Source organism: Arthrobacter sp. BG3, from assembly GCF_056680185.1.
On the sequence record NZ_CM155270.1, the window covers coordinates 851,935 to 875,217 of the forward strand.

Sequence of the window (23,283 nt, forward strand, 5' to 3'; positions counted from 1 at the left end):
GGCCCGCATCACACCGGGCAGAATGCAGGAACAGGCGGCCGGACCCGTTGCCCGGCACGGTGCTGGGCAGCACGCCGCCGGCAAGATAACTTGTACCGGTGAGTACAACAGAATTCCTGAACACGGACCCCTTCGACGCCGCGCGCGCCGCCGCCGACTACATCGCCGAGGAGACGGGGATCGACGCGCACGACGTCGCCCTCGTGCTCGGCTCCGGCTGGGCCGACGCCGCCGACCTGATCGGCGAGACCACGGCCACGCTGTCCGCGGACGAGGTCCCGGGCTTCTCCTCCCCCTCGGTGGTGGGCCATGTCGGCACCATCCGCTCCGTGCTGACCAGGGAGGGCAAGCGCGCCCTGGTCCTGGGCGCCCGCACGCACTACTATGAGGGCAAAGGGGTGCGCGCCGTGGTCCACGGTGTCCGCACCGCCGCGGCGGCCGGCTGCAAGACCCTGGTCCTGACCAACGGCTGCGGCGGCCTCAACGAGGACTGGACGCCCGGCACCCCTGTCCTGATCAGCGACCACATCAACCTCACCGCCACCTCGCCGCTTGAGGGCGCCACCTTCGTGGACCTCACCGACCTGTACTCCCCGCGGATCCGCGGCCTCGCCCGCGAAGTCGATCCCTCACTGGACGAGGGCATCTACGCCCAGTTCACCGGCCCGCACTACGAAACCCCCGCCGAGGTGCAGTACGCCAAGCGGATCGGCGCGTCCCTGGTGGGCATGTCCACCGCGCTCGAAGCCATCGCCGGCCGCCACGCTGGCATGGAGGTCTTCGGCATTTCACTCGTGACCAACCTCGCCGCGGGCATCAGCCCCGTGCCGCTGAGCCACGAGGAAGTCCTTGAGGCCGGCCAGGCCGCGGGCCCGCGGATCTCCAAGCTGCTCGCGGAGATCATCGCGAAGCTTTGAGCCCAGGTTCCTGCGTTCAGCTCCCTGACGCCAGGTAGCGCACGGCCTTCACCTTGTCCTGCGGGAAGCGCCGCTCCATCGAATCGGCGATCCCGGCGATGGTCTGCCGGGCCAGGGCCTGCCGCCAGGCGAGTTCGGCCTGGCGCATGGTCTGGGAGATCAGGCAGGTCCGGACGAAGTTGTGTTCCGTGTCGGCATCCGGGACATTGACCAGGATGCCCTCGCAGCGAAACACCGGGTCGGGGCCTTCCAGTGCCAGGACGATGTCCAGCACCGTAACGTTTTCGGGCCTGCGGGCCAGGTGGAACCCGCCGCGCGGGCCCGAGACGGAGCCCAGGATGCCCGCGCGGACCAGCGCCTGGAGCTGCTTGTTCAGATAGGCGCCCGGGAGCTTGTAGTACTCCGCCAGCCGGGCACTGTTGACAGCCTCCCCGGCCGGTGTCCACGCCATGTTGACGCAACTGTGCACAGCCCATTCCACCCCACGGCCCATCTTCATATTCCAGACGCTACGTGTCCGGAAAATTGCCTGTCAAGGGCTGGCGTGCGGGACGGCTGTGATCGGTCCGTAAGCCGGGCACTCGCTTGTCGGGGGAGGCATCCGCCGCGATTGGCACTAGTTTGGTTCCTATGACGTCTCCTGATGCCGAACTCACCCGCCTGCTGAGCGAAGCCCGGACCTGGGCCGCCCAGGACCCGGATCCCGCCACCGCCGCCACCCTGACCGAACTGGTCCGGCTCGCCGGCGACGGCACGGCGTCGGCCCGGCAGGAGCTCACCGACAGCTTCAACGGCACCCTGCAGTTCGGCACCGCTGGCCTGCGGGCGCCCCTCGGCCCCGGCCCGAACCGGATGAACCGCGTGGTGGTCCGCCGCGCCGCCGCCGGATTCACGGCATTCCTGACCGGCGCCGTGGCCCAGGCCGCCCCCGGAGTCCGGCCGCGCGCCGTCGTGGGCTACGACGCCCGCCACAACTCCGCGATCTTCGCGGCAGAAACGGCCGCTGTCCTCACCGCTGGCGGCGTCGAGACCTTCCTGATGCCAGCCGCCCTGCCGACCCCGCTGCTCGCCTACGCGGTGCGGGCACTGGAATGCGACGGCGGCGTGATGGTCACCGCCAGCCACAACCCGCCGCAGGACAACGGCTACAAGGTCTACCTGGGCCGGCACGCCGTCGAGGAGAACGGACGCGGCGCGCAGATCGTGGCGCCCTACGACGGGCTGATCGCGGCGAAGATCGACGCCGTCGGCGAGCTGTCCGGCGTCGCCCTGGCCACGGAGGGCTGGACCGTGCTGGACCCGTCCATCGCCGCCGGCTATGGGGCCGCCGTCGCCGCACTGGCCGACCCGGAGCACTTCCCGGCCCGCGACCTCAAGATTGTCCTGACCCCCATGCACGGTGTGGGCGGCGGGACCGCCGTGGCGGTCCTGCACGCAGCGGGCTTCGCCGACGTCACGCTGGTGAGCGAGCAGGCCGAGCCGGACCCCGACTTCCCCACCGTGAACTTCCCGAACCCCGAGGAGCCCGGCGCCCTGGACCTGGCCCTCGAAACCGCCGCCCGGGTGGACGCGGACATTGTGATCGCCAACGACCCCGACGCCGACCGCGCGGCGGTTGCTGCGAAGGATCCCGACACCGGTGCCTGGCGCATGCTGCGCGGCGACGAGGTCGGCGCCCTGCTCGGCGCGCACGTCGTGGCGCGGCTGCGCAGCGGCGGCAGCAGTAGCGGCGAAACCACAGCAGGAGTGTTCGCGAATTCGATCGTGTCCTCGCGGCTGCTGGCCCGGATCGCGGCGGCGGCGGGCTACGCCCATGAGGAGACCCTCACCGGATTCAAGTGGATCGCCCGCGTTCCCGGGCTGCTCTACGGCTACGAGGAGGCGCTGGGTTACTGCGTCGCGCCCGCACTGGTCCGGGACAAGGACGGGATCTCCGCAGCAGTGCTGATCGCCGAATTCGCGGCAGCTGCGAAGGCCGCAGGCAAGACCATCTTTGACACGCTCGACGAGCTGTACCTGGTGCACGGCCTGCATGCGAGCGACCAGCTCAGCATCCGCGTCGCTGACCTGGGCCTGCTGGATGCCATGATGAACCGGCTGCGCGTCAGCCCGCCGGAATCCTTTGGCGGCTCCGCCGTCGAAACCGTCACCGACCTCGCCGAGGGCACTGCACAGCTGCCGCCCACCGACGGCCTGCTGTACCTGACCAGGGACCTCAGCCGCATCATCATCCGCCCCAGCGGAACCGAGCCCAAGCTAAAGTGCTACCTGGAGGTCATCCGCAGCGTGGACTCCGCCGCCGAACTGCCCGCGGCGCGGCACGAGGCGCGTGCCGCGCTCGACGGCGTCCTCGCGGACGTCCGCGAGGCGCTGGGGCTCTAGCGCCTCGCGGCTCCGCCCCTAGAGTTCGACCTCAATGTACCCGCCCACAATCCGGGTACCGAAGGTCGGGAGGCGGAGTTCCGGCGAGCCCAGGCACTCCCCCGTGCCGAGGTCGTAGACCTCCTTGTGCAGCGGCGAGGCAAGCGTCGGGCGCGAGCCGCGGGACCCGGTGATACCCCGGGCCATCACGTGCGCCCCGGTCGCCGGATCCTCCTGGGCGACGGCAAAAACCTCGCCGGCCCCTGTCCGGAACAACGCCACCTGGCGCCCCGCAATGAGCGCGGCCTCGCCCCAGGCCGGTTCCAGGTCCTCCACTGCGCACACGCGGTGCCAGCCGGTCCCGCAGCTGGGGTGTTCAACAAAGCTCCGTGCTGCGCTCTCAAGTACGGCAGTCATTCCGGCCCCTCTCTGGTACATCTCTCCCGGGCTCAGCCGCAACTGCGGCCACATACCCAAGCTAGGTCCGGGGTGTAACAGCAGCGTGCAGTTAATGTGTCCGGCGGGTAAAAGAGACCTCACGCCGCCGGAAACGAGTCCGTGATGCAGAAGTTAAGATCACGAAACATAAGGGAAACTGAAGCGAAACTGCGCTTGCCTAGTCTGGATGGACACCTCGATTTGAGAAGGCCGCAGTGCATTGACTGCGGCCCCTGCGAAAGGCCCACCGTGACCGGACAGACTTCAAGCCCCCAGAACCAGGATGCTGAGCGCAGCACAGCTACGCGCCGCATCGTGGTTGCCGGCGGCGGCCCTGCCGCCCACCGTTTCGCCGACGCAATGCACGCCCGGGGCCTCGACGGCTGGAACGTCACCGTCCTCACCGAGGAAGCGCACCTCCCCTACGACCGCGTCGCGCTGAGCAAGGCCCTCACCGACTCCGGCGTCGACCTCACCCTGGGTGCCGCCTCGATGTGGGAGCACGAGGCGCTGACGCTGCAGACCGGCGAGCGCGTCACCGGCATCGACATCGCGGGCAAGGCCGTGACCACCGCGGGCGGCACCGTGTACCCCTATGACGAGCTGGTGGTCGCCACCGGCTCCGACGCCGCCCGCCTGCCGATCCCCGGATCCGAACTCACCCACGTCTACCGCACGCTGGAAGATGTCTGGGCCATCAACAAGGCCATCGCGGAGCTGACGGAGAAGCTGGGCCGCAGAGTCAACGCCGTCACCATCGGCGGCGGCCTGCTGGGCCTGGAATCCGCGGCCGGCACCGAGCAGCTCGGCGCCACCCCGATCGTCATCAACGGCTCCCCCTGGCTGATGAACACCCAGCTGGACCAGGGCGCCGGGCAGGCCCTCGGCCGCCTGATCGAAGCCAGGGGCTTCACGGTCCACGGCGGCGTGTTCCCCTCCGAAGTCCTGTCCGACGACGACGGCCAGGTCACCGGCGTGCTGATGGCCGACGGCCGCATCATCGACGCCGACCTCGTGATCGTCGCGGTCGGCGTGAAGCCCCGCGACGAGCTGTTCCGCGCCGCCAACGGCACGGCCGACGGCACGGCACCGGAAAGCATGGAAGGCACCGCGGCGGAGGACACAGCTCCGCTGTTCCAGCTCGGCCCGCGCGGCGGCGTCGTGATCTCCGACGGCTGCGAAACGCAGGTTCCCGGCATCTGGGCGATCGGCGAGGTCGCCAACTTCGGCGGCATGTGCCTGGGCCTGGTGGCGCCCGCCAACACCATGGCGGAGGTCGTCGCGGACCGGCTGCACGGCGGCGACGCGACCTTCCCGGGCTTTGACACCGCCACCAAGCTCAAGCTCTCCGGCGTCGACGTCGCCAGCTTCGGCGACGCGTTCGCCCGCACCGAGCACGCGCTGGAAATCGTCTACGCCGACCCGGCCCGCGGGGTCTACCAGAAGATCGTCACCACGGACGATGCCAAGACCCTGCTGGGCGGCATCTTCGTCGGCGACGCCACCCCGTACACCTCCCTGCGCCCCATGCTGGGCCGCGAACTGGCCGCCGAACCCGGCGCCTACCTCACCGCGGCCGGCGGCGACGCCGGGGACGAAGTCTTGGAGACCCAGCTCCCGGACGACGCCATCCTGTGCTCCTGCAACAACGTGTCCGCCGGAACCATCCGCGACACCGTCAACGGCTGCGGGGCCTGTGACGGCAACGCCCCCGTCCGGGAGCTCGGCGAACTGAAGGGCTGCACCCGCGCCGGGACCAGCTGCGGTTCCTGTGTGCCGATGCTCAAGAAGCTCCTCGAAACCGAACTGACCAAGTCCGGCGTCGCGGTCTCCAAGGCCCTCTGCGAGCACATCGAACTCTCCCGCCAGGAACTCTTCGAAACCATCCGGGTCCTGGAGCTGACCTCCTTCGAGGAGGTCATGGCCAAATACGGCACCGGCGAAGGCTGCGACATCTGCAAGCCGACCATCGCCAACATCCTGGCCAGCCAGAACAGCGCCTACGTCCTGGACGCCGGCCGCGGCACCCTGCAGGACACCAACGACCGCGCACTGGCCAACATGCAGAAGGACGGCACCTACTCGGTGGTCCCGCGGATCGCGGGCGGCGAGATCACCCCGAAGAAGCTCGGTGTGATCGCCGCCGTCGCCGAGAGGTACAGCCTTTATACCAAGATCACCGGCGGCCAGCGGATCGATATGTTCGGCGCCCGGCTGGAGCAGCTTCCGGAAATCTGGAAGGAACTGGTCGACGCCGGGTTCGAGTCCGGCCAGGCCTACGGCAAGTCCCTGCGCACGGTGAAATCCTGCGTCGGGTCCACCTGGTGCCGCTTCGGGGTCCAGGACGCCGTCGCCATGGCCATCAACCTGGAGCTGCGCTACCGCGGCCTCCGCAGCCCGCACAAGCTCAAGATGGGTGTCTCCGGCTGCGCCCGGGAATGTGCCGAAGCCCGCGGAAAGGACGTCGGAGTCATCGCCACCGCAGACGGCTGGAACCTTTACGTCGGCGGCAACGGCGGTGCCACCCCGGCACATGCCCAGCTGCTGGCCAAGGACCTCGACGACGACACCCTGCTGAAGTATATCGACCGCTACCTGATGTACTACATCCGCACCGCGGACCGGCTGCAGCGCACCGCGCGCTGGCAGGAGGAGCTCGACGGCGGCCTGAAGCACGTCGAGGAGGTGGTGGTGAAGGATTCGCTCGGCATCGCCGCGGAACTCGAGGCCGCCATGGCCAAGCACGTCGACACCTACGTGGACGAGTGGGCCGACACGCTGAAGGACCCAGAGCGCCTGCGCCGGTTCCGCTCGTTCGTCAACGCGCCGGGCCAGTTGGACGATTCCATCACCTTCGTCCCCGACGAGCGCGGCCAGATGCGTCCCGCCACGGCGGAGGAGAAGGCGCTGGCCGGCAGGCAGCCGGTAGTCATCGGTTCTTCCATCCCGGTCCGTGCAAGCGACAAGAACGAGGTATAACCATGCAGCTCAGCATCGATCTCAGTGGACGCGAAGTCCTCGTCACCGGCTCGGACACCGCAGCCCGCCAGGCCGTCCGCCGCTACCGGGCCGCCGGTGCCGTCGTCTCACGGCTCAGCAGCCCCGGCGGTGCCCGCCACGACGGCCCCCTGCCGGAGCGCCCCTTCCTGGTCGCCGCCGTCGATGACGGCCAGCACGGCTGGGCGGCGCTGCTGGACCGCTGCCGGGAAACCGGCATCCCGGTCGCGGTGGAACCCGCCGCCGGCGCGGCCGGCCACGTCACCCTGGTCGGCGGCGGGCCGGGAACCATCGAGCTGCTGACCGTCGCCGCCGTCGAGGCCCTGCGGGACGCCGACGTCGTCTTCTACGACCGGCTGGCCCCCTATCAGGAGCTGCCGGCACTGAGCACGGCCGACCTGGTGGATGTGGGCAAGCGCCCCGGCCACCACAAGGTCAGCCAGTCCGGCATCGAGGAGCTGATGGTGGAGGCCGCCCTGGCCGGGAAGAACGTGGTGCGGCTCAAGGGCGGCGACCCGTACGTGTTCGGCCGCGGCGGCGAGGAAGTGGCCGCCTGCGTGAAGGCCGGTGTCCCGGTCCGCGTGATCTCCGGTGTCACGAGCGCCATTTCCGTTCCGGCCGCGGCCGGGATCCCGGTCACGCACCGCGAGGTCAGCCACATGTTCACCGTCGTCTCCGGCCACGCCCCGCTGACCGAGAAGGAGCACATGCACCTGGCCGGGCTGGGCGGGACCATCGTGGTGCTGATGGGCATCGGCACGCTGCACCAGCTCGCCGCAGGGCTGCGCCGGGCGGGGATGCGCGCTGACATGCCGATGGCCGTCGTCGAACGCGGCTACCGCCCCGGCCAGCGGACCACCGTGGCCGAGCTGGCCACCATCACCACGGCGGCTGCGGACTGCAGCAACCCGGCTGTACTGGTGATCGGCGACGTCGTCCGGGTGGCTGAGGCCAACCGCGGCTGCGCGGAGGCGGAAGCCGAACTGGACCGCCTGGCTGCTTCCCTGATGGGGGCGTGAAGGCCGTGAGCGCGCTCAACGCCATCGCCCCGGCCGGGCTGCCCGGCGCCGGCCCGGCACCGCAGACCGCGGAGCAGGCTGGGTCCGGGACGGTGACCGGGGCCGCGGAGCAGATTGTGGAGCTGCCGTTGGAGGGCTTCCGGATCGGCGTGACCTCGCACCGCCGTTCCCAGGACCTGATCGAGGCCCTGGAGCGGCGCGGCGCCGAGGTGCTGCATGCACCGGCGCTGAAGATCGCCCCCGTGCAGGAGGACCTGAGCCTGATCGAGGACACCCGCACCATCATCGCCGCACGCCCGGAACTGTGCATCGCCACCACCGCCTACGGCATGCGGCGCTGGTGCGAGGCCGCGGACACCTTCGGGATCGGCGAGCAGCTGCTGGAAACCCTCGGCGCCACCCGGATGTTCGTCCGGGGCCCCAAGGCCCGCGGCGCAGTCCGCGCGGCCGGACTGGCCGACGTCGGGATCAGCAGCGACGAAACCACCGCCACCCTGGTGGACCTGCTCCTGGCCGAGGGGGTGCGCGGCAAAACCGTCGCGGTGCAGCTGCACGGCTATACCGACGTCCGCCAGCTCGAACGCCTCCGGATGTCCGGGGCCACGGTCCTGACGGTCACCCCGTACCGCTGGGTCAAGCCCGACGGCGCCGACCGGCTGCCGCGGCTCATCGAGGCCGCCTGCAGCGGCAACCTGGACGTGCTGACCTTCACCAGCGCCCCCGCGGTGGACGCGATGTGGAGCACCGCCCACGAGATGGGCCTGTACAAGCAGCTCGTGGAGAGCCTGAAGACCACGGTGGCCACCGCCGTCGTCGGCCCGATCACCGCGCAGCCGCTCATCGATGCCGGACTGCAGCCGCTGATCCCGGAGCGGTTCCGGATGGGCGCCCTGATCCGGCTCGTGGTGGAGCACCTCGCCCTCAACCACGTCCGCCGCCTGGACACCGTGTCCGGCCGGGTGGAACTCCGCGGCCGCTCGCTGCGGATCGACGGCGGGTCCGTGGAGCTGGCTCCCGCGCCGCTGCTGCTGCTGCGGGCGCTGCTGGGCGCCGGCGGCGCTGTGCTGTCCCGGGAGTCGCTGTCCGAACTGCTGGAACTCCGCGGGTCCGTCCACGCCCTGGACATGACGGTCAGCAGGCTGCGCTCCGCCCTGCCGGACGGCCGGCTGGTGGAAACCGTGGTGAAGCGCGGCTACCGGATCCGGGTGTGACCCACGGCATTACTGGCCGGTAAACATTGGCGAACGGGCCGCGAAAATACGGCAACACCGTGGAAACACGCCGGAAAAATCGGCCGCCTACGCTGGGGACCAACAAGCAGTCAGGCCACACCAACGGCCCCCAGCGAAAGGGACCCACCATGTCCGCCACCCCCACCGCTTCCGCCGATTCCCAGACCCGGCCCAGGATTGTCATCGCCGGGGCCGGCCCCGCCGCGCAGGCCCTCGTCCGCCAGCTCACCCGGACCCCGTTCGCCGGCGGCATCACGGTGCTCAGCAACCGGGATGACGCCCCGGAGGAGCTCCTGGAACTCGCTGCCCTCCCGCAGGTCTCGGTCCGCTTCGGCCAGCCGGCCAGCTACGTTGACCCGGACAGCCGTTATGTCACCACGGCGGACGGCCTGGAATTCAGCTACGACCAGCTGGTCATCGCAACCGGGTCCTCCCCCGCGGGCGCACCGCTGGCAGGGGAAGGCCGGTGCCTGAACTACTCAACGATCGACGACGCCGCCGGACTGGGCGAGGCCGTCAAGGACGTCACGCGGGTCCTTGGCCGGCGGCCGCTGGGCATCCTGGTCGGCACCGGAACGGCCGCGGGCCAGGCCGAGGCCGTGCTGCGCGCCCGCGGTGTCCGCCCCCTCCGCACGACCCGGCGGCCGGCCGCCGTCGTTCCCACCCTCGCCGGGTCGGCCCTTGCGGCTGCCGGGATTGTGTTCGAGGACGGTTCCAGCATGGCCGGGGACCTCGTGGTCCTGGCCGAGGAACCGGTGGCCCGTGACGCCCTCGCGGTCAGCGCCGGGCTGAAGACAGCCCGTCAGGGCGGGATCGTCATCGGCCGTGACTTCCGCACCTCCGTCCCGGGAATCTGGGCCATCGGGGATGCCGCCGTGTTCGACGGCGTGCGCCTGGGCCTGCTGGTGGCCGCCTCCTCGGCGGCGTCCGTCTGCGCCTCCCAGCTGCTCCAGGCCGGCATGGCGGCGCCCCTGGCGAAAGCCGCCTGAACGCCTGCGCGGATGCCCTCCGGCGGGAGGGCCTGTTATGGCAAGATGGACACCTGAGAAGCCACGAAGAATGCGGTGTCTGCAGGCCCCAAGGCCCCCGGAGGGACAACCTTGGGGACAACCTCGGGGACAACCCCCGGGGGCAACCCCCGGGGGGCAATACAGTCCCAGGCCCGCCAGGAAAGGGACCACCATGAGCAACGAAGCCGCGACTGCCGGAAGGGCTGCCGCCGCTGCCGGGGAAGCCGTAACGCCCGGAACCCCGGGAAATATTGCCTCCCATATCGACCACACGCTGCTCAAGCCGGAGGCAAGCGAGGCTGAGATCCTCAAGGTCTGTGCCGAGGCTGCCGAATACCGGTTCAAGTCAGTGTGCGTCAACCCGGTCTGGGTCAAGACGGTCAAGAAGGCCCTGAGGGGCTCCGGTGTGCTGACCTGCTCCGTCGTCGGCTTCCCGCTCGGCGCCACCCCCAGCGACGTCAAGGCCTTTGAGGCCCGCGGTGCCGTACTGGACGGCGCCGAGGAAGTCGACATGGTGATCAACATTGCCGCGGCCCGGGCCAATGACAAGGGCGCCCTGGTCGATGACATCACGGCCGTCGCGGAAGCCGTCCACGAAGGGGGCGCCATCCTGAAGGTCATCATCGAAACGGCGCTGCTGGACGACGCCCAGAAGGTGCTGGCCTGCGAGGCCGCCGTCGAGGCGGGCGCCGATTTTGTGAAGACATCCACCGGCTTCAACGGCGGCGGGGCCACTGCCGCCGACGTCGCGCTGATGCGCCGGACGGTGGGCCCGGACCTCGGTGTCAAGGCCTCGGGCGGGGTGCGTTCGCTCGCCGATGCACAGGCTATGATTGCTGCAGGTGCAACACGTATTGGCGCCAGCTCCGGCATCGCGATCGTCAAGGGTGAACAGGGTTCCTCCGCGTACTGACTGCTATCCGATAACAACCGAAGCCGCCACAGTTTTGAGCCCCACGGGGCCGAGGAGGAACGAATGTCCAGCAACACCGCGAAGACCCAGCAGACCCCGCAGAACGAGAACGGCCTCGGCTCCAGCATCGTCCTGTTTGTCCTGATGATGGTCCTCTTCGGCGCTTCCCTTTACTCGCTGAGCTTCCTGTCGCTGGGCAACCCGTGGCCGATGGCCGCCTGCCTCGTCCTGTTCGCCCTGGCATTCTGGATACCGCAGACCATCACCGGCCGCTCTGACTCCGCGGGCGAAAGCTGAAGCGCCCGATACTTAAATGACTGAAGCTCCGGATCTTTCGGAGCTTCAGTCATTTAACCGGGGCCACCTGGCCGGCCGCTACGCGGCGGCGAGCAGCCCGAACAGGCTTTGGACCAGGCCGGTCCCGATGGCCACCGCGGCGGGCCAGTGCACCTTGGCCACGGCCAGCACCGCGCCGAACATGCCGATCATGGCGTAGGCACTGACCGGGATCAGCACGAACCACTCCCGCCGCGACCCGGCCCGGCCCAGCAGCGGGACCGAGAACGCCCCGTTGGCCTTCCAGACGTCCTTCAGCAGCGGCAGCTTCCGCAGGGCTTTCGGCGGCTTGATCACCAGCGGCCAGAGCAGCGGAACTCCCCCGGTCGTGATCATGTCCCCCACAATGTGCACCAGCACGCCGGTCAGCATGGAGACCGGCAGCCAGGTCCACTGGTGCGGCGCGAACCAGGTCACCAGTCCGGCCGTGGTGAGGGCCAGGACCCAGTTGCTGATCCAGCCGTACTTCGGGAAGAGCTTCAGGGCTTTCGCGGCGATGTTGATCATGAACATGCACAGCAGCCCGGCGCCCACCGACAGCAGGCCCCAGTCCGTCTGCAGCTGCAGCTGCCCCGCCAGCGCCGCGAGCAGCACGAAGAACGCGGCGCCGAGCAGGGAATGCGTGCCCTGGCGGTGCCCGCCGGAGACGTTCTCGATGCCGACTGCGATCACGTTCGACAGCGGCGGCAGCGAGTGCGCCACCGTGCTGGAGCGGTGGTCCCAGTCACAGACCAGTGCCGTCCCCGCCGTCGCCATCCCGCCGATCACAATTCCGGTCGGGTCCAGCGGATACCAGCCCAGCGTGTACGGACCGGTCGAGGCAATGGCCACCCACGCCGCGGCTCCCGACGCGGCGTGGTGTCCTCCCATCATTCTTTACTTCACCGCAAGCGGGGCGTCGGAGAAAATGTTGCGGATGACGCCGTTGGCCCATTCGAGGATCTCGGCGTCCTGCAGGTCGCGGCCGCCGATCCGCGCGGTCTTGGGCTTGGGGATAAGCACCGCGTCCAGGGCGGGTTTGGACTGCGATCCGGGGTACATCCGGGTGAGCCGCATCAGCTTCGACTCGGGCAGCTGTGCCGGGGAGAACTTGATGAAGTTCCCCTGCAGGGCGACATCGCTGAGACCGGCTTCGCGGGCGCCGACCCGGAAGCGGGCGACGTCGATGAGGTTCTTCGCGGGAAGCGGCAGCTCACCGTAGCGGTCCACGAGCTCGGCGAGCACTTCCTCGATCGCCTCGTAGGTGATCGCCCCGGCAAGCTTGCGGTACGCCTCGAGGCGCAGCCGCTCGCCCGGCACGTAGTCGTGCGGCAGGTGCGCGTTGACCGGCAGCTCGATCTTCATCTCCGCGGCCTTCTCCTCGGCCTCGCCCCGGTATTCGGCCACGGCCTCGCCGACCAGGCGGATGTAAAGGTCGAAACCCACGCCCTGGATGTGGCCGGACTGCTCGCCGCCGAGCAGGTTGCCGGCGCCGCGGATCTCGAGGTCCTTCATGGCCAGCTGCATGCCGGCGCCGAGCTCGTTGTGGGTGGCGACGGCCTTGAGCCGTTCCAGCGCCACTTCGCCCAGCGGCTTTTCGGACGGGTACAGGAAGTAGGCGTAGGCGCGTTCGCGGCCGCGGCCCACCCGCCCGCGCAGCTGGTGCAGCTGCGAGAGCCCGTACTTGTCGGCCCCGTCCACGATCAGGGTGTTCGCGTTGGAGATGTCCAGCCCGGTTTCGATGATGGTGGTGCAGACCAGCACGTCGAAGCGCTTCTCCCAGAAATCCACGATGATCTGCTCGAGCCGGCTCTCGGACATCTGCCCGTGCGCCACCTCGACCCGGGCCTCCGGGACCAGTTCGCGGATCTTCGCCGCGGTGCGGTCGATCGTGGACACCCGGTTGTGCACGAAGAACACCTGGCCTTCGCGCATGAGTTCGCGGCGGATCGCCGCGGAGGTCTGCTTGTCCGTGTACGGGCCCACGTACGTCAGCACCGGGTGGCGTTCCTCCGGCGGGGTGGCCAGCGTGGAGGTCTCGCGGATGCCGGTCAGCGACATTTCCAGGGTCCGGGGAATCGGGGTGGCGCTCATGGCGAGGACGTCCACGTTGGTGCGCATCTTCTTCAGCGCCTCCTTGTGTTCGACGCCGAACCGCTGTTCCTCGTCCACGATCACCAGGCCGAGGTCCTTGAACGCGAAGTCCTTGGACAGCAGCCGGTGGGTGCCGATCACCACGTCCACGGACCCGGCCTTGACGCCCTCGGCGGTCTCTTTTGCCTCCTTGGCGCCCTGGAAGCGGGACAACGGCTTGACCACCAGCGGGAAGCCGGAGAACCGTTCGGTGAAGGTTTCGTAGTGCTGCTGGGCGAGCAGCGTGGTGGGCACCAGCACGGCGACCTGTTTGCCGTCCTGGACGGCTTTGAACGCGGCGCGGACCGCGATCTCGGTCTTGCCGTAGCCCACGTCGCCGGAGATCAGCCGGTCCATCGGGATCTCCCGCTCCATGTCCGCCTTGACCTCGTTGATGGTGGTCAGCTGGTCCGGGGTCTCCACGTACGGGAAGGCTTCCTCGAGCTCGCGCTGCCAGGGGGTGTCGGGGCCGAAGGCGTAGCCGCGGGAGGCCATCCGTGCCGAGTAGAGCCGGATCAGTTCCCCGGCGATTTCCTTGACGGCCTTGCGGGCCCGGGACTTGGTGCTGGCCCAGTCAGCGCCGCCCATTTTGCTCAGCGCGGGGGTGTCCCCGCCGACGTAGCGGGTGACCTGGTCCAGCTGGTCGGTGGGCACGAAGAGCCGGTCGCCGGGGGCGCCGCGCTTGGACGGCGCGTATTCCAGCACGAGGTATTCGCGCACACCGTCGCCTCCCCCGGCCACCTTGCGCTGGATCAGTTCCACGAACCGGCCGATGCCGTGCTGTTCGTGCACCACCGAATCGCCGGCCACGAGCTGCAGCGGGTCCACGGCGTTCCGCCGCTTCGACGGCATCCGGCGCATGTCCTTGGTGGAACCGGCCGAGGTCCGTCCCAGCAGGTCCGCCTCGGTCAGCAGGGCGAGCTTGAGCGGCTCCAGGACAAAACCGCGTCCGACGGCGGCCGTGGTCACCTCGATCAGCCCGGCCTGCGGGTCCTCGTCCAGGGAGTCGACCCGGGCGCAGGGGATGTCGTTGTCGTGGAAGAGTTCGGCGAGCCGCTGCGCCGGGCCGGGACCCTCGGTGACGACCACGATGCGCCACTGGTCCCGGACGTGGGAGCCGATGAAGTCCATCATTTCGGCGACGTTGCCCTGGTAGCCGCGGGGTTCGCGGGCGTGCAGGTTCAGGACGTCGACGTCGGGCAGCAGTTCCTCGTCGGTGGCCAGCGAGGTGATGGACCACCAGGACACCTCGTGCCCGAGGGCCGCGGAGCGGGTATCGGTGAGGGAGCGGAAGCTGGCCGAGTGCAGGGCCTCAGACGCGGCGGAGCTCAAATCCAGGGGTGCGGTGCCGCCGTCGGACGCCGTCGACCAGGCTGCCTCAAGGAATTCCTCGTTGGTGGCGGCGAGGTCGTGGGCGCGGGTCCGGACTTTTTCCGGTTCGATCACCACGGCCATCGAGCCGGCCGGGAACTGGTCCAGGAACGGCACCATGGCGTCCACGAGCACCGGGGCCAGTGACTCCATGCCTTCGACGGCGATGCCGCCGGCGATCTTCTCCAGCATGTCCGCGGCGGCCGGCAGCTGTGATTTCAGTGTCGCGGCGCGGGACATCACCGAGGGAGTGATCAGGATTTCACGGCACGGCGGGGCGTGCAGTTCGGTGGGGTGGTGCACCCCCGGCGCGCTCAGCGAGCGCTGGTCCGCGACGGCGAACCAGCGCATCTGGTCCACTTCGTCGCCAAAGAACTCCACCCGGATGGGGTGGTCCTCGGTGGGCGGGAAGACATCAAGCATCCCGCCGCGGACAGCGAATTCACCGCGCCGGGTGACCATGTCCACGCGGGCGTAGGCGGCGTCGGCCAGGCTCCGCACGACGCTGCTGAACGGGGCCTCCTGGCCCACCTTCAGGGTGACCGGCACCAGCTCGCCGAGGCCGGCGACGATCGGCTGCACGACCGCCCGGACCGGGGCGACGACGACGCGCAGGGCGCCGGCGCTGGAGGTTTCCGGGTGCGCGAGCCGGCGCAGCACGGACAGGCGCCGGCCCACCGTGTCCGAGCGCGGTGACAGCCGTTCGTGCGGGAGCGTTTCCCAGCTGGGGAACTCGGCGACGGCGTCGGCCGGCAGGAAGGCGCGCAGCGCTTCGGTCAGGTCCTCGGCTTCACGGCCGGTGGCGGTGATGGCCAGGACAACCGGCGCGAGGCTGCCGCCGCTGCCTTTCGCCGCATCTGCCGCGGTGTCTGCTGCGGTGGCATCCGCGGTGACTCCCGCTAGGGCGGAGAGCCCGTCGGCCATTTCCGCCAGCAGGGCCGAGCGCAGGCCGGCGGGGGCGCTGATCTGGTAGTCCTCGCTGCGGTCCGCGAACCCGCGGGCCGCTTCGGCCCGGACGCGGGCGTAGTTCCGGTCTTCGGCGAGGACACGGCGCAAACCGGTGAGTGAGGGGCCGTTGAGGCTCATGACGGTAGCTCCTGAAGGGATCACGGGGGACGCAGGCAACACGAATAGCCGGAATTCGCGAGAATCCCGGGTACCCCCAGCCTACCGCGCGGCCCGAAGTCACCGGATGCAGCGTCCCGCCGGAACAACGCGGGGTCACGTAGCGCCCATCCGGAGGGCCATTATGGGCGCTAGGTGACCCCGCGTTGCTAGACCGGCCTGCCGGCGCCAACGGCCCCCGGGCTAGGCTGGCAGGACACGCGGCCGTCCAGACGGCCTGGCGCTCCGAATGCTTTGTAGACGACAAGGAGTCACCATGACCGGCACCCCCGAATCCGCACAGACACCGACCGCTCCCACCGGCAAGCCGAAGACGGTGCTGGTCACCGGCGCCACCGGCTATATCGGCGGCCGGCTGGTTCCCCGCCTGCTGGAAGCCGGGCACAAGGTGAAGGTCCTGGTCCGCACGCCGGCGAAGATCGCCGGCGTTCCGTGGCTTGATCACGTCGAAGTCATCCAGAGCAGCCTCGACGACGGCGATGCCCTCCGCGCGGCGCTGGACGGCGTCGACGTCCTCTACTATCTGGTCCATTCCATGGCGGCCGGGGCGGGCTTCGAATCCAAGGAAAAGGCGATGGCGGAGATTGCGGCGCGGGCGGCAGCCGACGCCGGGGTGGCCCGGATCGTCTATCTGGGCGGCCTGCACCCCGCGAACGCTGAACTGTCCACCCATATGCGGTCCCGCGAAGCCGTCGGCAGGGTCTTCCTCGACAGCCCGGTGGACGCCATCGTCTTCCAGGCCGGCGTCGTGATCGGCTCGGGCTCGGCGTCGTTCGAGATGATCAGGCACCTCTCGGAGACGCTCCCCCTGATGCCGGCCCCCAGTTGGGTCCGCAATAAGATCGAGGCGATTGCCGTGCGCGACGTGCTGCACTACCTCGTGGGTGCCGCATCGCTCGAAGGCCCGATCAACCGCACCTTCGACATCGGCTGCCGCCAGGTCCTCAGCTACGCGGGAATGATGCAGGAATACGCTGCCGAGGCCGGGCTCCCGCACCGTGTGGTGCTGGCGCTCCCCATTCCCGCGCCCAAGCTCGCGGGCATGTGGGTGGCGTTGACCACGCCGATCCCGCTGTCGATGTCCCTGCCGCTCGTGGAGTCCCTCCAGCACGATGCCGTCTCCCGGGAACACGACATCGACGCGTACATCCCGCCGCCCGAGGGCGGGCTGACCCCCTACCGCGGCGCCGTCGCGCTTGCCCTGGCCAAGGAGCGCGACGGTCAGGTCGAGACGACCTGGGCCAGCGCCGGGGCCGACGCCGATCCCCTTCCCAGCGACCCGGACTGGGCCGGGCACCGGGTGTACCTGGACGAACGCACCTACTCCAGCCCGGTGGATCCGAAGTACGTCTGGACCATCATCGAAGGCATCGGCGGCCGCAACGGCTGGTATTCGCTACCGCTGGCATGGCGCGTCCGCGGCTGGCTGGACAAGCTCACCGGCGGCGCCGGGCTGCTGCGCGGCCGCCGGCACCCGCACCTGCTGGCCGAGGGCGAAGTGGTGGACTGGTGGCGGGCGGAGCGGATCGACCGCGGCCGGCTGCTCCGGCTGCGCGCGGAAATGCGGGCGCCGGGCCGGGCCTGGCTGGAGCTGTCCGTGGAGCCGGAGGGAACCGGCAGCCGCTACCGCCAGCGGGCAATCTTCTTCCCGAAAGGCCTCAGCGGGCGCCTGTACTGGCTCGCGGTGCTGCCGTTCCACAGCCTGATCTTCCCGGCCATGTCCCGGAATATCACGGCTGCGGCCAAGGATCTCCAGGACCTCGAATCGGAGCCGGCCCGGCACACCGCGTAGGATGTTTGGAGCCCGAAACGACCAGTTCCACCCCACGGAGGACCCCCAATGGCATTGAGTGCATCCACCAACCTTCCGCACAGCGTTGACCGCGTGACCGCGGTTTTCGTGAACGAGGACTTCCTGCGCCACACGAGCGAACTCGTCGGCGGCACCCTTGAGTCCTTCGTCGTCGACGGCGACACGGCCGGCGCCTTCAACACCACCACCGTGCGGACCATCCCCACCAACCGGATGCCGGATATCGCCCGGAAGTTCGTCGGCGAGAGCCTGAAGGTGACACAGCTCGACAGCTGGGACGCCCCAGCCGCAGACGGCTCGCGGCTGAGCAACATCACCCTGAAGGTGTCCGGCGCGCCCCTGGACGTCAACGCCGTCCAGCGCCTGGTCTCCGACGGCGGCAGCACCCGGATCGAACTGGAGGGCACCGTCACGTCCTCCGTGCCGTTCCTGGGTGGCAAGATCGCCGAAGCGGCCGAACCGATGGTGGGCAAGGCCCTGAACATCCAGTCCACCCAGGCCCAGGCCTGGCTCGAAAGCCACTAGCGCGTGGAGCTGCCGGCAATCCTGGCCGTCGTCCTGATCGTGGCGGGCCTCTGGTCCCTCGCCGTCTGGCCGCAGTTTCTGCGCCGGGTCATGAAGGATGAGCGGTCCCGCGACGCGAACGGCAAAGCCACCCGCTTCCTCACGGTCCACGTCGTCCTCGTCAGCATTTCCATGCTGCTCGGGGCGGCGACGGCGGCCATCGGGGTTGCCGGCCTGCTCGGCTAACGAGCCGGCCGGCCGCTGCCAGGGTGCCGCGGGGCTGGGCGCCAGAGTGCCGGCTGGCCGCTGCTAGGGTGCCGCGGGGCTGGGCGCCAGTGCCTGGGCGAGGGCGTCTTCGGCCGCCACCCAGGAGATCATGGCGCACTTGACCCGGGCGGCGTATTTCGAAACGCCTTCAAAGGCTGACGCGTCGCCGAGGATTTCGGGGTCCGCGGCCAGTTTCCCCCGGGACCGCAGGACTTCGCGGAAGTTGTCGATGACCGTCGTGAAGCTGCCGACGTCCATTCCTTCGGCGAGGTCGGCGAGCACGGAGGCTGAGGCCATGGAAATCGAACAGCCCGCCCCGTCCCAGCGCAGCTGGGCGACCTTTCCCTCAGACACCGCCACCCGGACGGTGATTTCGTCCCCGCAGACGGGGTTGAGCTGGTGGGACTGCCCGGATGACGCCCCCGCCGGAACAGGAGCCTCCGCCAGTCCACTGCCGGTACGCAGTTTCGCGTGTTCCAGAATGATCTGCTGGTACAGCTGTTCAAGGCTCATGCGGAAAAATCCTTAGGCTCCAAAGTAGGCTCGGACCTCGGCGACAGCCGCGAGGAAAGCGTCCACATCAGACGTTGTGTTGTACAGGTAGGTGCTCGCCCGGGTGGTGGCTGTCAGACCCAGGCGGCGGTGGAGCGGCTGCGCGCAGTGGTGTCCGACCCGGACCGCGATTCCTTTGCTGTCAAGGAACTGGCCGACGTCGTGCGCGTGCACTCCGGCGACGTCGAAGGAGGCGAGGCCGATCCGGTCCTGTCCCGGGGCCGGGCCGAGGACCCTGATGCCGGGAATCGATGCCAGACCCTCGACGAGGCGCTGCCCGAGCAGCGATTCCCAGGCATGGATGCGGCTCATCCCGGTCTCCGTGAGGTAGTTCGCCGCCGCGGCGAGCGCGATGGCCTGGGAGACTTTCTGGGTGCCTGCCTCGAAGCGCTGCGGCGAAGGCAGGAACGCGGCACGTTCCATCGTCACCGTGGTGATCATCGATCCGCCGGTGAGGAACGGCGGCATCGCGTTCAACAGTTCGGACCGGCCGTACAGCACGCCGATGCCGGTGGGCCCCAGCATCTTGTGTCCCGACAGGACCGCGAAGTCCACACCGAGGTCCTTCACGTCCAGCGGCAGGTGCGGCGCGGACTGGCAGGCGTCCAGCACGGTGAGGGCGCCCGCCTGGCGGGCCATCGCCACGAGCGTTTTAACCGGGTTGATTGTGCCCAGGACGTTTGAGGCGTGGCTGAAGGCGAGGACCCGGGTGGCGGGGTTGATGATGCCGGCGGCGGCCTCGAGGTCCAGGACGCCGGCATCGTCGACGGGGATGAACCGGAGGGTCGCGCCGGTCCGCTCCGCGAGCTGCTGCCACGGGATGAGGTTTGCGTGGTGCTCCATCTCGGTGACCACAATCTCGTCGCCGGCGCCCAGCGCGAATTGTGCCGCCGGCGCCCCGGCGCCCGGGAGGGACGCGTTCAGGAACGAGTAGCTGAGCAGATTCAGGCCCTCGGTGGCGTTGGAGGTCCAGATGATCTCATCGGCCCCGGCGCCCAGGAAAGCAGCAAGAGTTTCCCGGGCGTCCTCGAAGGAGTCCGTGGCTTCGACCGCCAACAGGTGGGCCCCGCGGTGCACGGCGGCGTTCCGCTGCTCATAGAACTCCTGCTCGGCCTCGATCACGCTGACCGGGTTCTGCGAGGTGGCCCCGGAATCCAGGTAGATCAGGGCGTGCCCGCCCATGGACCTGGAGAGGATGGGGAAGTCGTTGCGGATCCGCAACACCTCGTCGTCGCCCAGGGCAGGCGTGAGCAGTGCCTGGGACTCTGACGTCGCCGTAAATGCCACGCTGGTCTCCTCGGATCGGGTGAAATGGACTACTGTCCATCATCCCACGGAACGGCACCCCCTGGTTGGCAGCCGGTTCCGCGGGCGGCCGGCGGGTGGTTCCGACCGGGACCCGGAGTGTCCCGCTGGGGGCCTCAGGGCCGGTGGGAATCGCCGCCGGTGTCAATGAGGTCAACCCGCCGGCTGACGCCGAGTTTGGCGAAGACCCGGTAAAGGTGTCCTTCCACGGTCCGCTGGGACACGCAGAGCCGGCTGGCGATCTCGGCGTTCGTGGCACCGCCGGACACCAGATCCAGGATTTCTGTCTCCCGTGCCGTCAGTTCCGCGTCCTGCTCCGGACGGACCAGGTCAATGTGGGCAGCCATCCCGGCAGCAGTCATCCGGTTCTGGATCTTGCGCTGGACGGCCAGCAGTTTGCGCTTGTCCGTGGTCTCGGCCAGGCACCGTTCCGCCTGCTGCGCCGCCTCCAGTGCCAGCAGCACGTAGCCGGCACGCAGTGCCTTGTCACTGATCCGGACGAGTTCGGCGTCGTCGGCATGCAGCACGGCGAGCGCATAGTCGTGCAGCATGCCGGCTTCCCGCCCCTCGACCGCGAGGCTGCTGAGGGCAAGGCCGTCCGCGGCTTCGGTGTCTCCCCGGCGCACGGCAAGCCTCCTGATGTCTGTCTCCACCGCCCGCAATCCCTGCCGTTTGGCCTCCGCTGCCAGGCCGGTGAGTCTCCTGCTGACATCGCCAACCCCGCCGGGTGCCCCGCTGGCCGCGGTGGAATACGCCTCGGCGAGCAGCGGAACGGCCCCCGGCCCCCGGTATCGGGACAGCCGGAAGGCGGTCGCATGCTCCTCAGCCTCCCGCATGTGACCCACCACGGACGCGGCATAGGCTGCCACGGCATGGGCCAGCGGCAGGAGCTCCCAGGGGTCGGCAATCGTGAGTTCCTCGACGCCGAGAACAAGTTCGGCAATGCCCTCGGGCATGCGTCCCTGACGGACGCGGGCGAGGCCCCTCATCAGGTGCAGGATGCCCCCGCTAAGCAACAGCCTCCTAGGGTAATGAGCCTCGTACTCATCGAGGGCAGCGGCGAGCGCCTCCCACTCCCCCGCCCAGTTCAAGCTCAGGCTGTAACGGACCAGCAGGTCTTCGTAGACGAGCGGCAAGGCCGCGCCCCAGTCCTGCGCCCCCTGCCAGGCATCGCGGGCGAGCCCAACGCCCTCCACGACCCTGCCCTTGGCACAGAGCAGCTCGGCGAGCAGCGATTCCGCCGGAAGCTTGATTTCGGGCCGCTCCCCTGCGGCCACGACCAGCCGGCTTAGCCTGCCCTCCCGGTCCTCATGGCTGCCTTTCAGCTGGCTGCCGGGGATTCCCGCTGCACCGGCGACCGGGGCAAGATCCAGCCACGACGGGCCCGCCGCGGCATCGATTTGAGCGGCCGGATGGCCGGCCCGCGGAGAGCCGACCTCGGGTGCCGCGACAGCGGGAACTGCTGCTGCCGTTTCGCTTCCGGCCGGAGCCGTTGCGGCGGCCAGCCAGGCTGCCGGTTCTGTTGGGGGTGCAGGCCCCCCGGCCGGAGCCGCTGCGGCGGCCGGCCAGACGGCCGGTCCTGTTGGGGGTGCAGGCCCGGGGGCACCGGCGGAGGAGGCGCCGGTTGCCCTCGCCTTTGCAGCTCCGCCCAGGCGACCGGACAACAGCGCCGCCAGATAGCGGGATCTTTCGTTGATGAGGGGTTCCGCGAGCTGAAGGAATTTCTCGGACTGCTCGCGGTCGCCCAGCAGATACCGTGCATAGGCGATCTGCAGCCGGGCCTCGGGAATCATCGCATCGTCGGAAATGGCCTCAGCGGTCCTCAGCGCGGCCGGGGCATCAAGGTTGGCATTAGCCGTACACGCCGCTTTAAGGAGCTGGTCCGCCGGGACGACAGCCCCGCAGTCCAGCGCCCACCGGACCCGGTTGAGGAATGCGTCCGGGGGCACCGTTGCTCCCGACGGAAGTGACACGAAGCTGGCACGCAGTCCCGCGCTCCTGCCGGCCGGCACCCAGCGGCGGATGATCTCGCCGATCAGGGGACTCGCGGGGCGCACGGTCCGGTCGCCGCTGCGGGAAACGCTGATGATGCCGGCCCTTTCCAGGGCGTCGACGGCTTTCGGGCCGCCAAATCCCAGGAGCTGGCCGAGCGAAAGTGGTCCGGCCAAGGCAACAATGGCGGCAGCTGTCCTTTCCTCGGGCGACATCGACCGCAGTTCGTGGCCAATCAGGTCAGCGACGGGGATATCGGACATGCCGGGAGCTGAAAGGAGGAACCAGATGCCGTGGCGCAGCCCCAGGGCCCCGGTCTTCCGGGCGTGTTCAATCAGCGAAAGCAGCATAAACGGATTCCCGGCTGACGCATCCGCGAACACTGCGCTGGCCCAGGGCGAGACATCGGCGCGGAGGACTTGCTCGCAGAGCTGGTGCACCTCGGCCCGGGTGAGCGGCTCCAGGTCAAACTTCGCCAGGATCCCGTCATCCCAGAGTGCCAGGAATTCCTCGGGGATCAGCAAACCCGGCCGGCAGGTGGCCAGCACGCTGGCGGCACCTGTGGCAACGGCCTGGGCGACAAGCTGCGTTGTCCCGCGGTCCAGGCACTGGGCATCGTCGATCACGAAGAGCGGCCGGCTGGGCTGCGCCTTGATATTGTCGGTCACGGCCTTGACGACGGCGGAAAAGGAGTCCAGGTCGTGCGCGGGCAGCTGGCCGAGATAGGGCGACAGCGCACCGAACGGCACGGCCGACAGTGCCGGAGTTGCTGCGAGTCGGATCACGGCAGTATGCGGCCGGAGTTCCCGGATGACCGCCCGGGAAACTGCCGTCTTCCCCGTGCCCGGGTTGCCCACGATAAGGGCACCGGATTTCCCCTCGTCGCGCAGGCATCTGACAATGTCCTTCACGATGCCGGAGCGGCCAACCAGCGTGGCGGACTCAGTCAGGCTTTCCACCAGCCGCCCTCCCTGCTGCGGCGCGGCGGTTCCCGAACGGGCCTGGACACTGGCGGGCCG

At 69.4% G+C, this 23,283-nt stretch carries 18 protein-coding genes; 11 read left to right on the forward strand and 7 right to left on the reverse strand.

Annotated features, from left to right (window positions below; translation table 11 throughout):
- Positions 1-98 precede the first annotated feature (98 nt).
- On the forward strand, positions 99-917 hold the full coding sequence (locus AC1MFL_RS03825) for a purine-nucleoside phosphorylase (RefSeq protein WP_479813543.1): 819 nt from the start codon (positions 99-101) through the stop codon (positions 915-917).
- Between the two features lie 16 nt (positions 918-933).
- On the opposite strand, the gene AC1MFL_RS03830 is transcribed toward AC1MFL_RS03825, so the two are convergent.
- Complete coding sequence (locus tag AC1MFL_RS03830; RefSeq protein ID WP_479813544.1) at positions 934-1,416, reverse strand: RrF2 family transcriptional regulator; 483 nt, start codon at positions 1,414-1,416, stop codon at positions 934-936.
- Between the two features lie 131 nt (positions 1,417-1,547).
- On the opposite strand from AC1MFL_RS03830, the gene AC1MFL_RS03835 reads away from it, so the two are divergent.
- Positions 1,548-3,299 carry a phospho-sugar mutase gene (locus AC1MFL_RS03835; protein ID WP_479813545.1) on the forward strand — a complete coding sequence of 584 codons (1,752 nt, stop codon included), beginning with the start codon at positions 1,548-1,550 and terminating at the stop codon, positions 3,297-3,299.
- Between the two features lie 18 nt (positions 3,300-3,317).
- Here the strand turns inward: AC1MFL_RS03835 and nirD are convergent, their stop codons facing one another.
- Positions 3,318-3,695, reverse strand: a complete 378-nt coding sequence (nirD, locus tag AC1MFL_RS03840) for a nitrite reductase small subunit NirD (protein WP_479813546.1) — start codon at positions 3,693-3,695, stop codon at positions 3,318-3,320.
- A gap of 270 nt (positions 3,696-3,965) precedes the next feature.
- Between nirD and nirB the strand changes: the two genes are divergently transcribed.
- From nirB to AC1MFL_RS03870, 6 genes are all read left to right on the forward strand, one after another.
- Positions 3,966-6,695, forward strand: a complete 2,730-nt coding sequence (gene nirB / locus AC1MFL_RS03845; RefSeq protein WP_479813547.1) for a nitrite reductase large subunit NirB — start codon at positions 3,966-3,968, stop codon at positions 6,693-6,695.
- A gap of 2 nt (positions 6,696-6,697) precedes the next feature.
- Positions 6,698-7,732 carry a uroporphyrinogen-III C-methyltransferase gene (cobA, locus tag AC1MFL_RS03850; RefSeq protein WP_479813548.1) on the forward strand — a complete coding sequence of 345 codons (1,035 nt, stop codon included), beginning with the start codon at positions 6,698-6,700 and terminating at the stop codon, positions 7,730-7,732.
- Positions 7,733-7,737: 5 nt separating this feature from the next.
- Complete coding sequence (locus AC1MFL_RS03855) at positions 7,738-8,943, forward strand: uroporphyrinogen-III synthase (protein ID WP_479813549.1); 1,206 nt, start codon at positions 7,738-7,740, stop codon at positions 8,941-8,943.
- A 149-nt stretch (positions 8,944-9,092) separates the two neighbouring features.
- Positions 9,093-9,953 (forward strand): FAD-dependent oxidoreductase, encoded by an 861-nt coding sequence (locus AC1MFL_RS03860; RefSeq protein WP_479813550.1) that lies wholly within the window; start codon positions 9,093-9,095, stop codon positions 9,951-9,953.
- A gap of 193 nt (positions 9,954-10,146) precedes the next feature.
- Positions 10,147-10,887 carry a deoxyribose-phosphate aldolase gene (deoC, locus tag AC1MFL_RS03865; protein WP_479813551.1) on the forward strand — a complete coding sequence of 247 codons (741 nt, stop codon included), beginning with the start codon at positions 10,147-10,149 and terminating at the stop codon, positions 10,885-10,887.
- 63 nt (positions 10,888-10,950) lie between these two features.
- A complete protein-coding gene (locus AC1MFL_RS03870; RefSeq protein ID WP_301228907.1) occupies positions 10,951-11,184 on the forward strand; it encodes a hypothetical protein in 234 nt (77 codons plus the stop codon).
- A 78-nt stretch (positions 11,185-11,262) separates the two neighbouring features.
- Here AC1MFL_RS03870 and AC1MFL_RS03875 read toward each other — a convergent pair whose 3' ends face one another.
- Together AC1MFL_RS03875 and mfd are read right to left on the reverse strand one after the other, a co-directional pair.
- On the reverse strand, positions 11,263-12,096 hold the full coding sequence (locus tag AC1MFL_RS03875; RefSeq protein WP_479813552.1) for a metal-dependent hydrolase: 834 nt from the start codon (positions 12,094-12,096) through the stop codon (positions 11,263-11,265).
- A gap of 3 nt (positions 12,097-12,099) precedes the next feature.
- Positions 12,100-15,792, reverse strand: a complete 3,693-nt coding sequence (gene mfd / locus AC1MFL_RS03880; RefSeq protein WP_479813553.1) for a transcription-repair coupling factor — start codon at positions 15,790-15,792, stop codon at positions 12,100-12,102.
- Between the two features lie 295 nt (positions 15,793-16,087).
- Here mfd and AC1MFL_RS03885 point away from each other — a divergent pair, with 295 nt between their 5' ends.
- Genes AC1MFL_RS03885 through AC1MFL_RS03895 form a run of 3 tightly spaced genes read left to right on the forward strand, consistent with a single transcriptional unit; the run spans position 16,088 to position 18,394 of the window.
- Positions 16,088-17,623 (forward strand): SDR family oxidoreductase, encoded by a 1,536-nt coding sequence (locus AC1MFL_RS03885; protein WP_479813554.1) that lies wholly within the window; start codon positions 16,088-16,090, stop codon positions 17,621-17,623.
- Between the two features lie 48 nt (positions 17,624-17,671).
- Positions 17,672-18,169 (forward strand): DUF2505 domain-containing protein, encoded by a 498-nt coding sequence (locus AC1MFL_RS03890; protein ID WP_226761901.1) that lies wholly within the window; start codon positions 17,672-17,674, stop codon positions 18,167-18,169.
- Positions 18,170-18,172: 3 nt separating this feature from the next.
- Positions 18,173-18,394: an SCO4848 family membrane protein gene (locus tag AC1MFL_RS03895; RefSeq protein WP_479813555.1), complete on the forward strand. Its 222-nt coding sequence runs from the start codon at positions 18,173-18,175 to the stop codon at positions 18,392-18,394.
- 63 nt (positions 18,395-18,457) lie between these two features.
- On the opposite strand, the gene sufU is transcribed toward AC1MFL_RS03895, so the two are convergent.
- The 3 genes from sufU to AC1MFL_RS03910 all read right to left on the reverse strand — a co-directional run bounded on the left by sufU (position 18,458) and on the right by AC1MFL_RS03910 (position 23,223).
- Positions 18,458-18,928, reverse strand: coding sequence for a Fe-S cluster assembly sulfur transfer protein SufU (gene sufU, locus AC1MFL_RS03900; RefSeq protein ID WP_479813556.1), 471 nt, complete (start codon positions 18,926-18,928; stop codon positions 18,458-18,460).
- 12 nt (positions 18,929-18,940) lie between these two features.
- Complete coding sequence (locus tag AC1MFL_RS03905; RefSeq protein WP_479813557.1) at positions 18,941-20,254, reverse strand: SufS family cysteine desulfurase; 1,314 nt, start codon at positions 20,252-20,254, stop codon at positions 18,941-18,943.
- A 134-nt stretch (positions 20,255-20,388) separates the two neighbouring features.
- Positions 20,389-23,223 carry a helix-turn-helix transcriptional regulator gene (locus tag AC1MFL_RS03910; RefSeq protein ID WP_479813558.1) on the reverse strand — a complete coding sequence of 945 codons (2,835 nt, stop codon included), beginning with the start codon at positions 23,221-23,223 and terminating at the stop codon, positions 20,389-20,391.
- Positions 23,224-23,283: the final 60 nt, after the last annotated feature.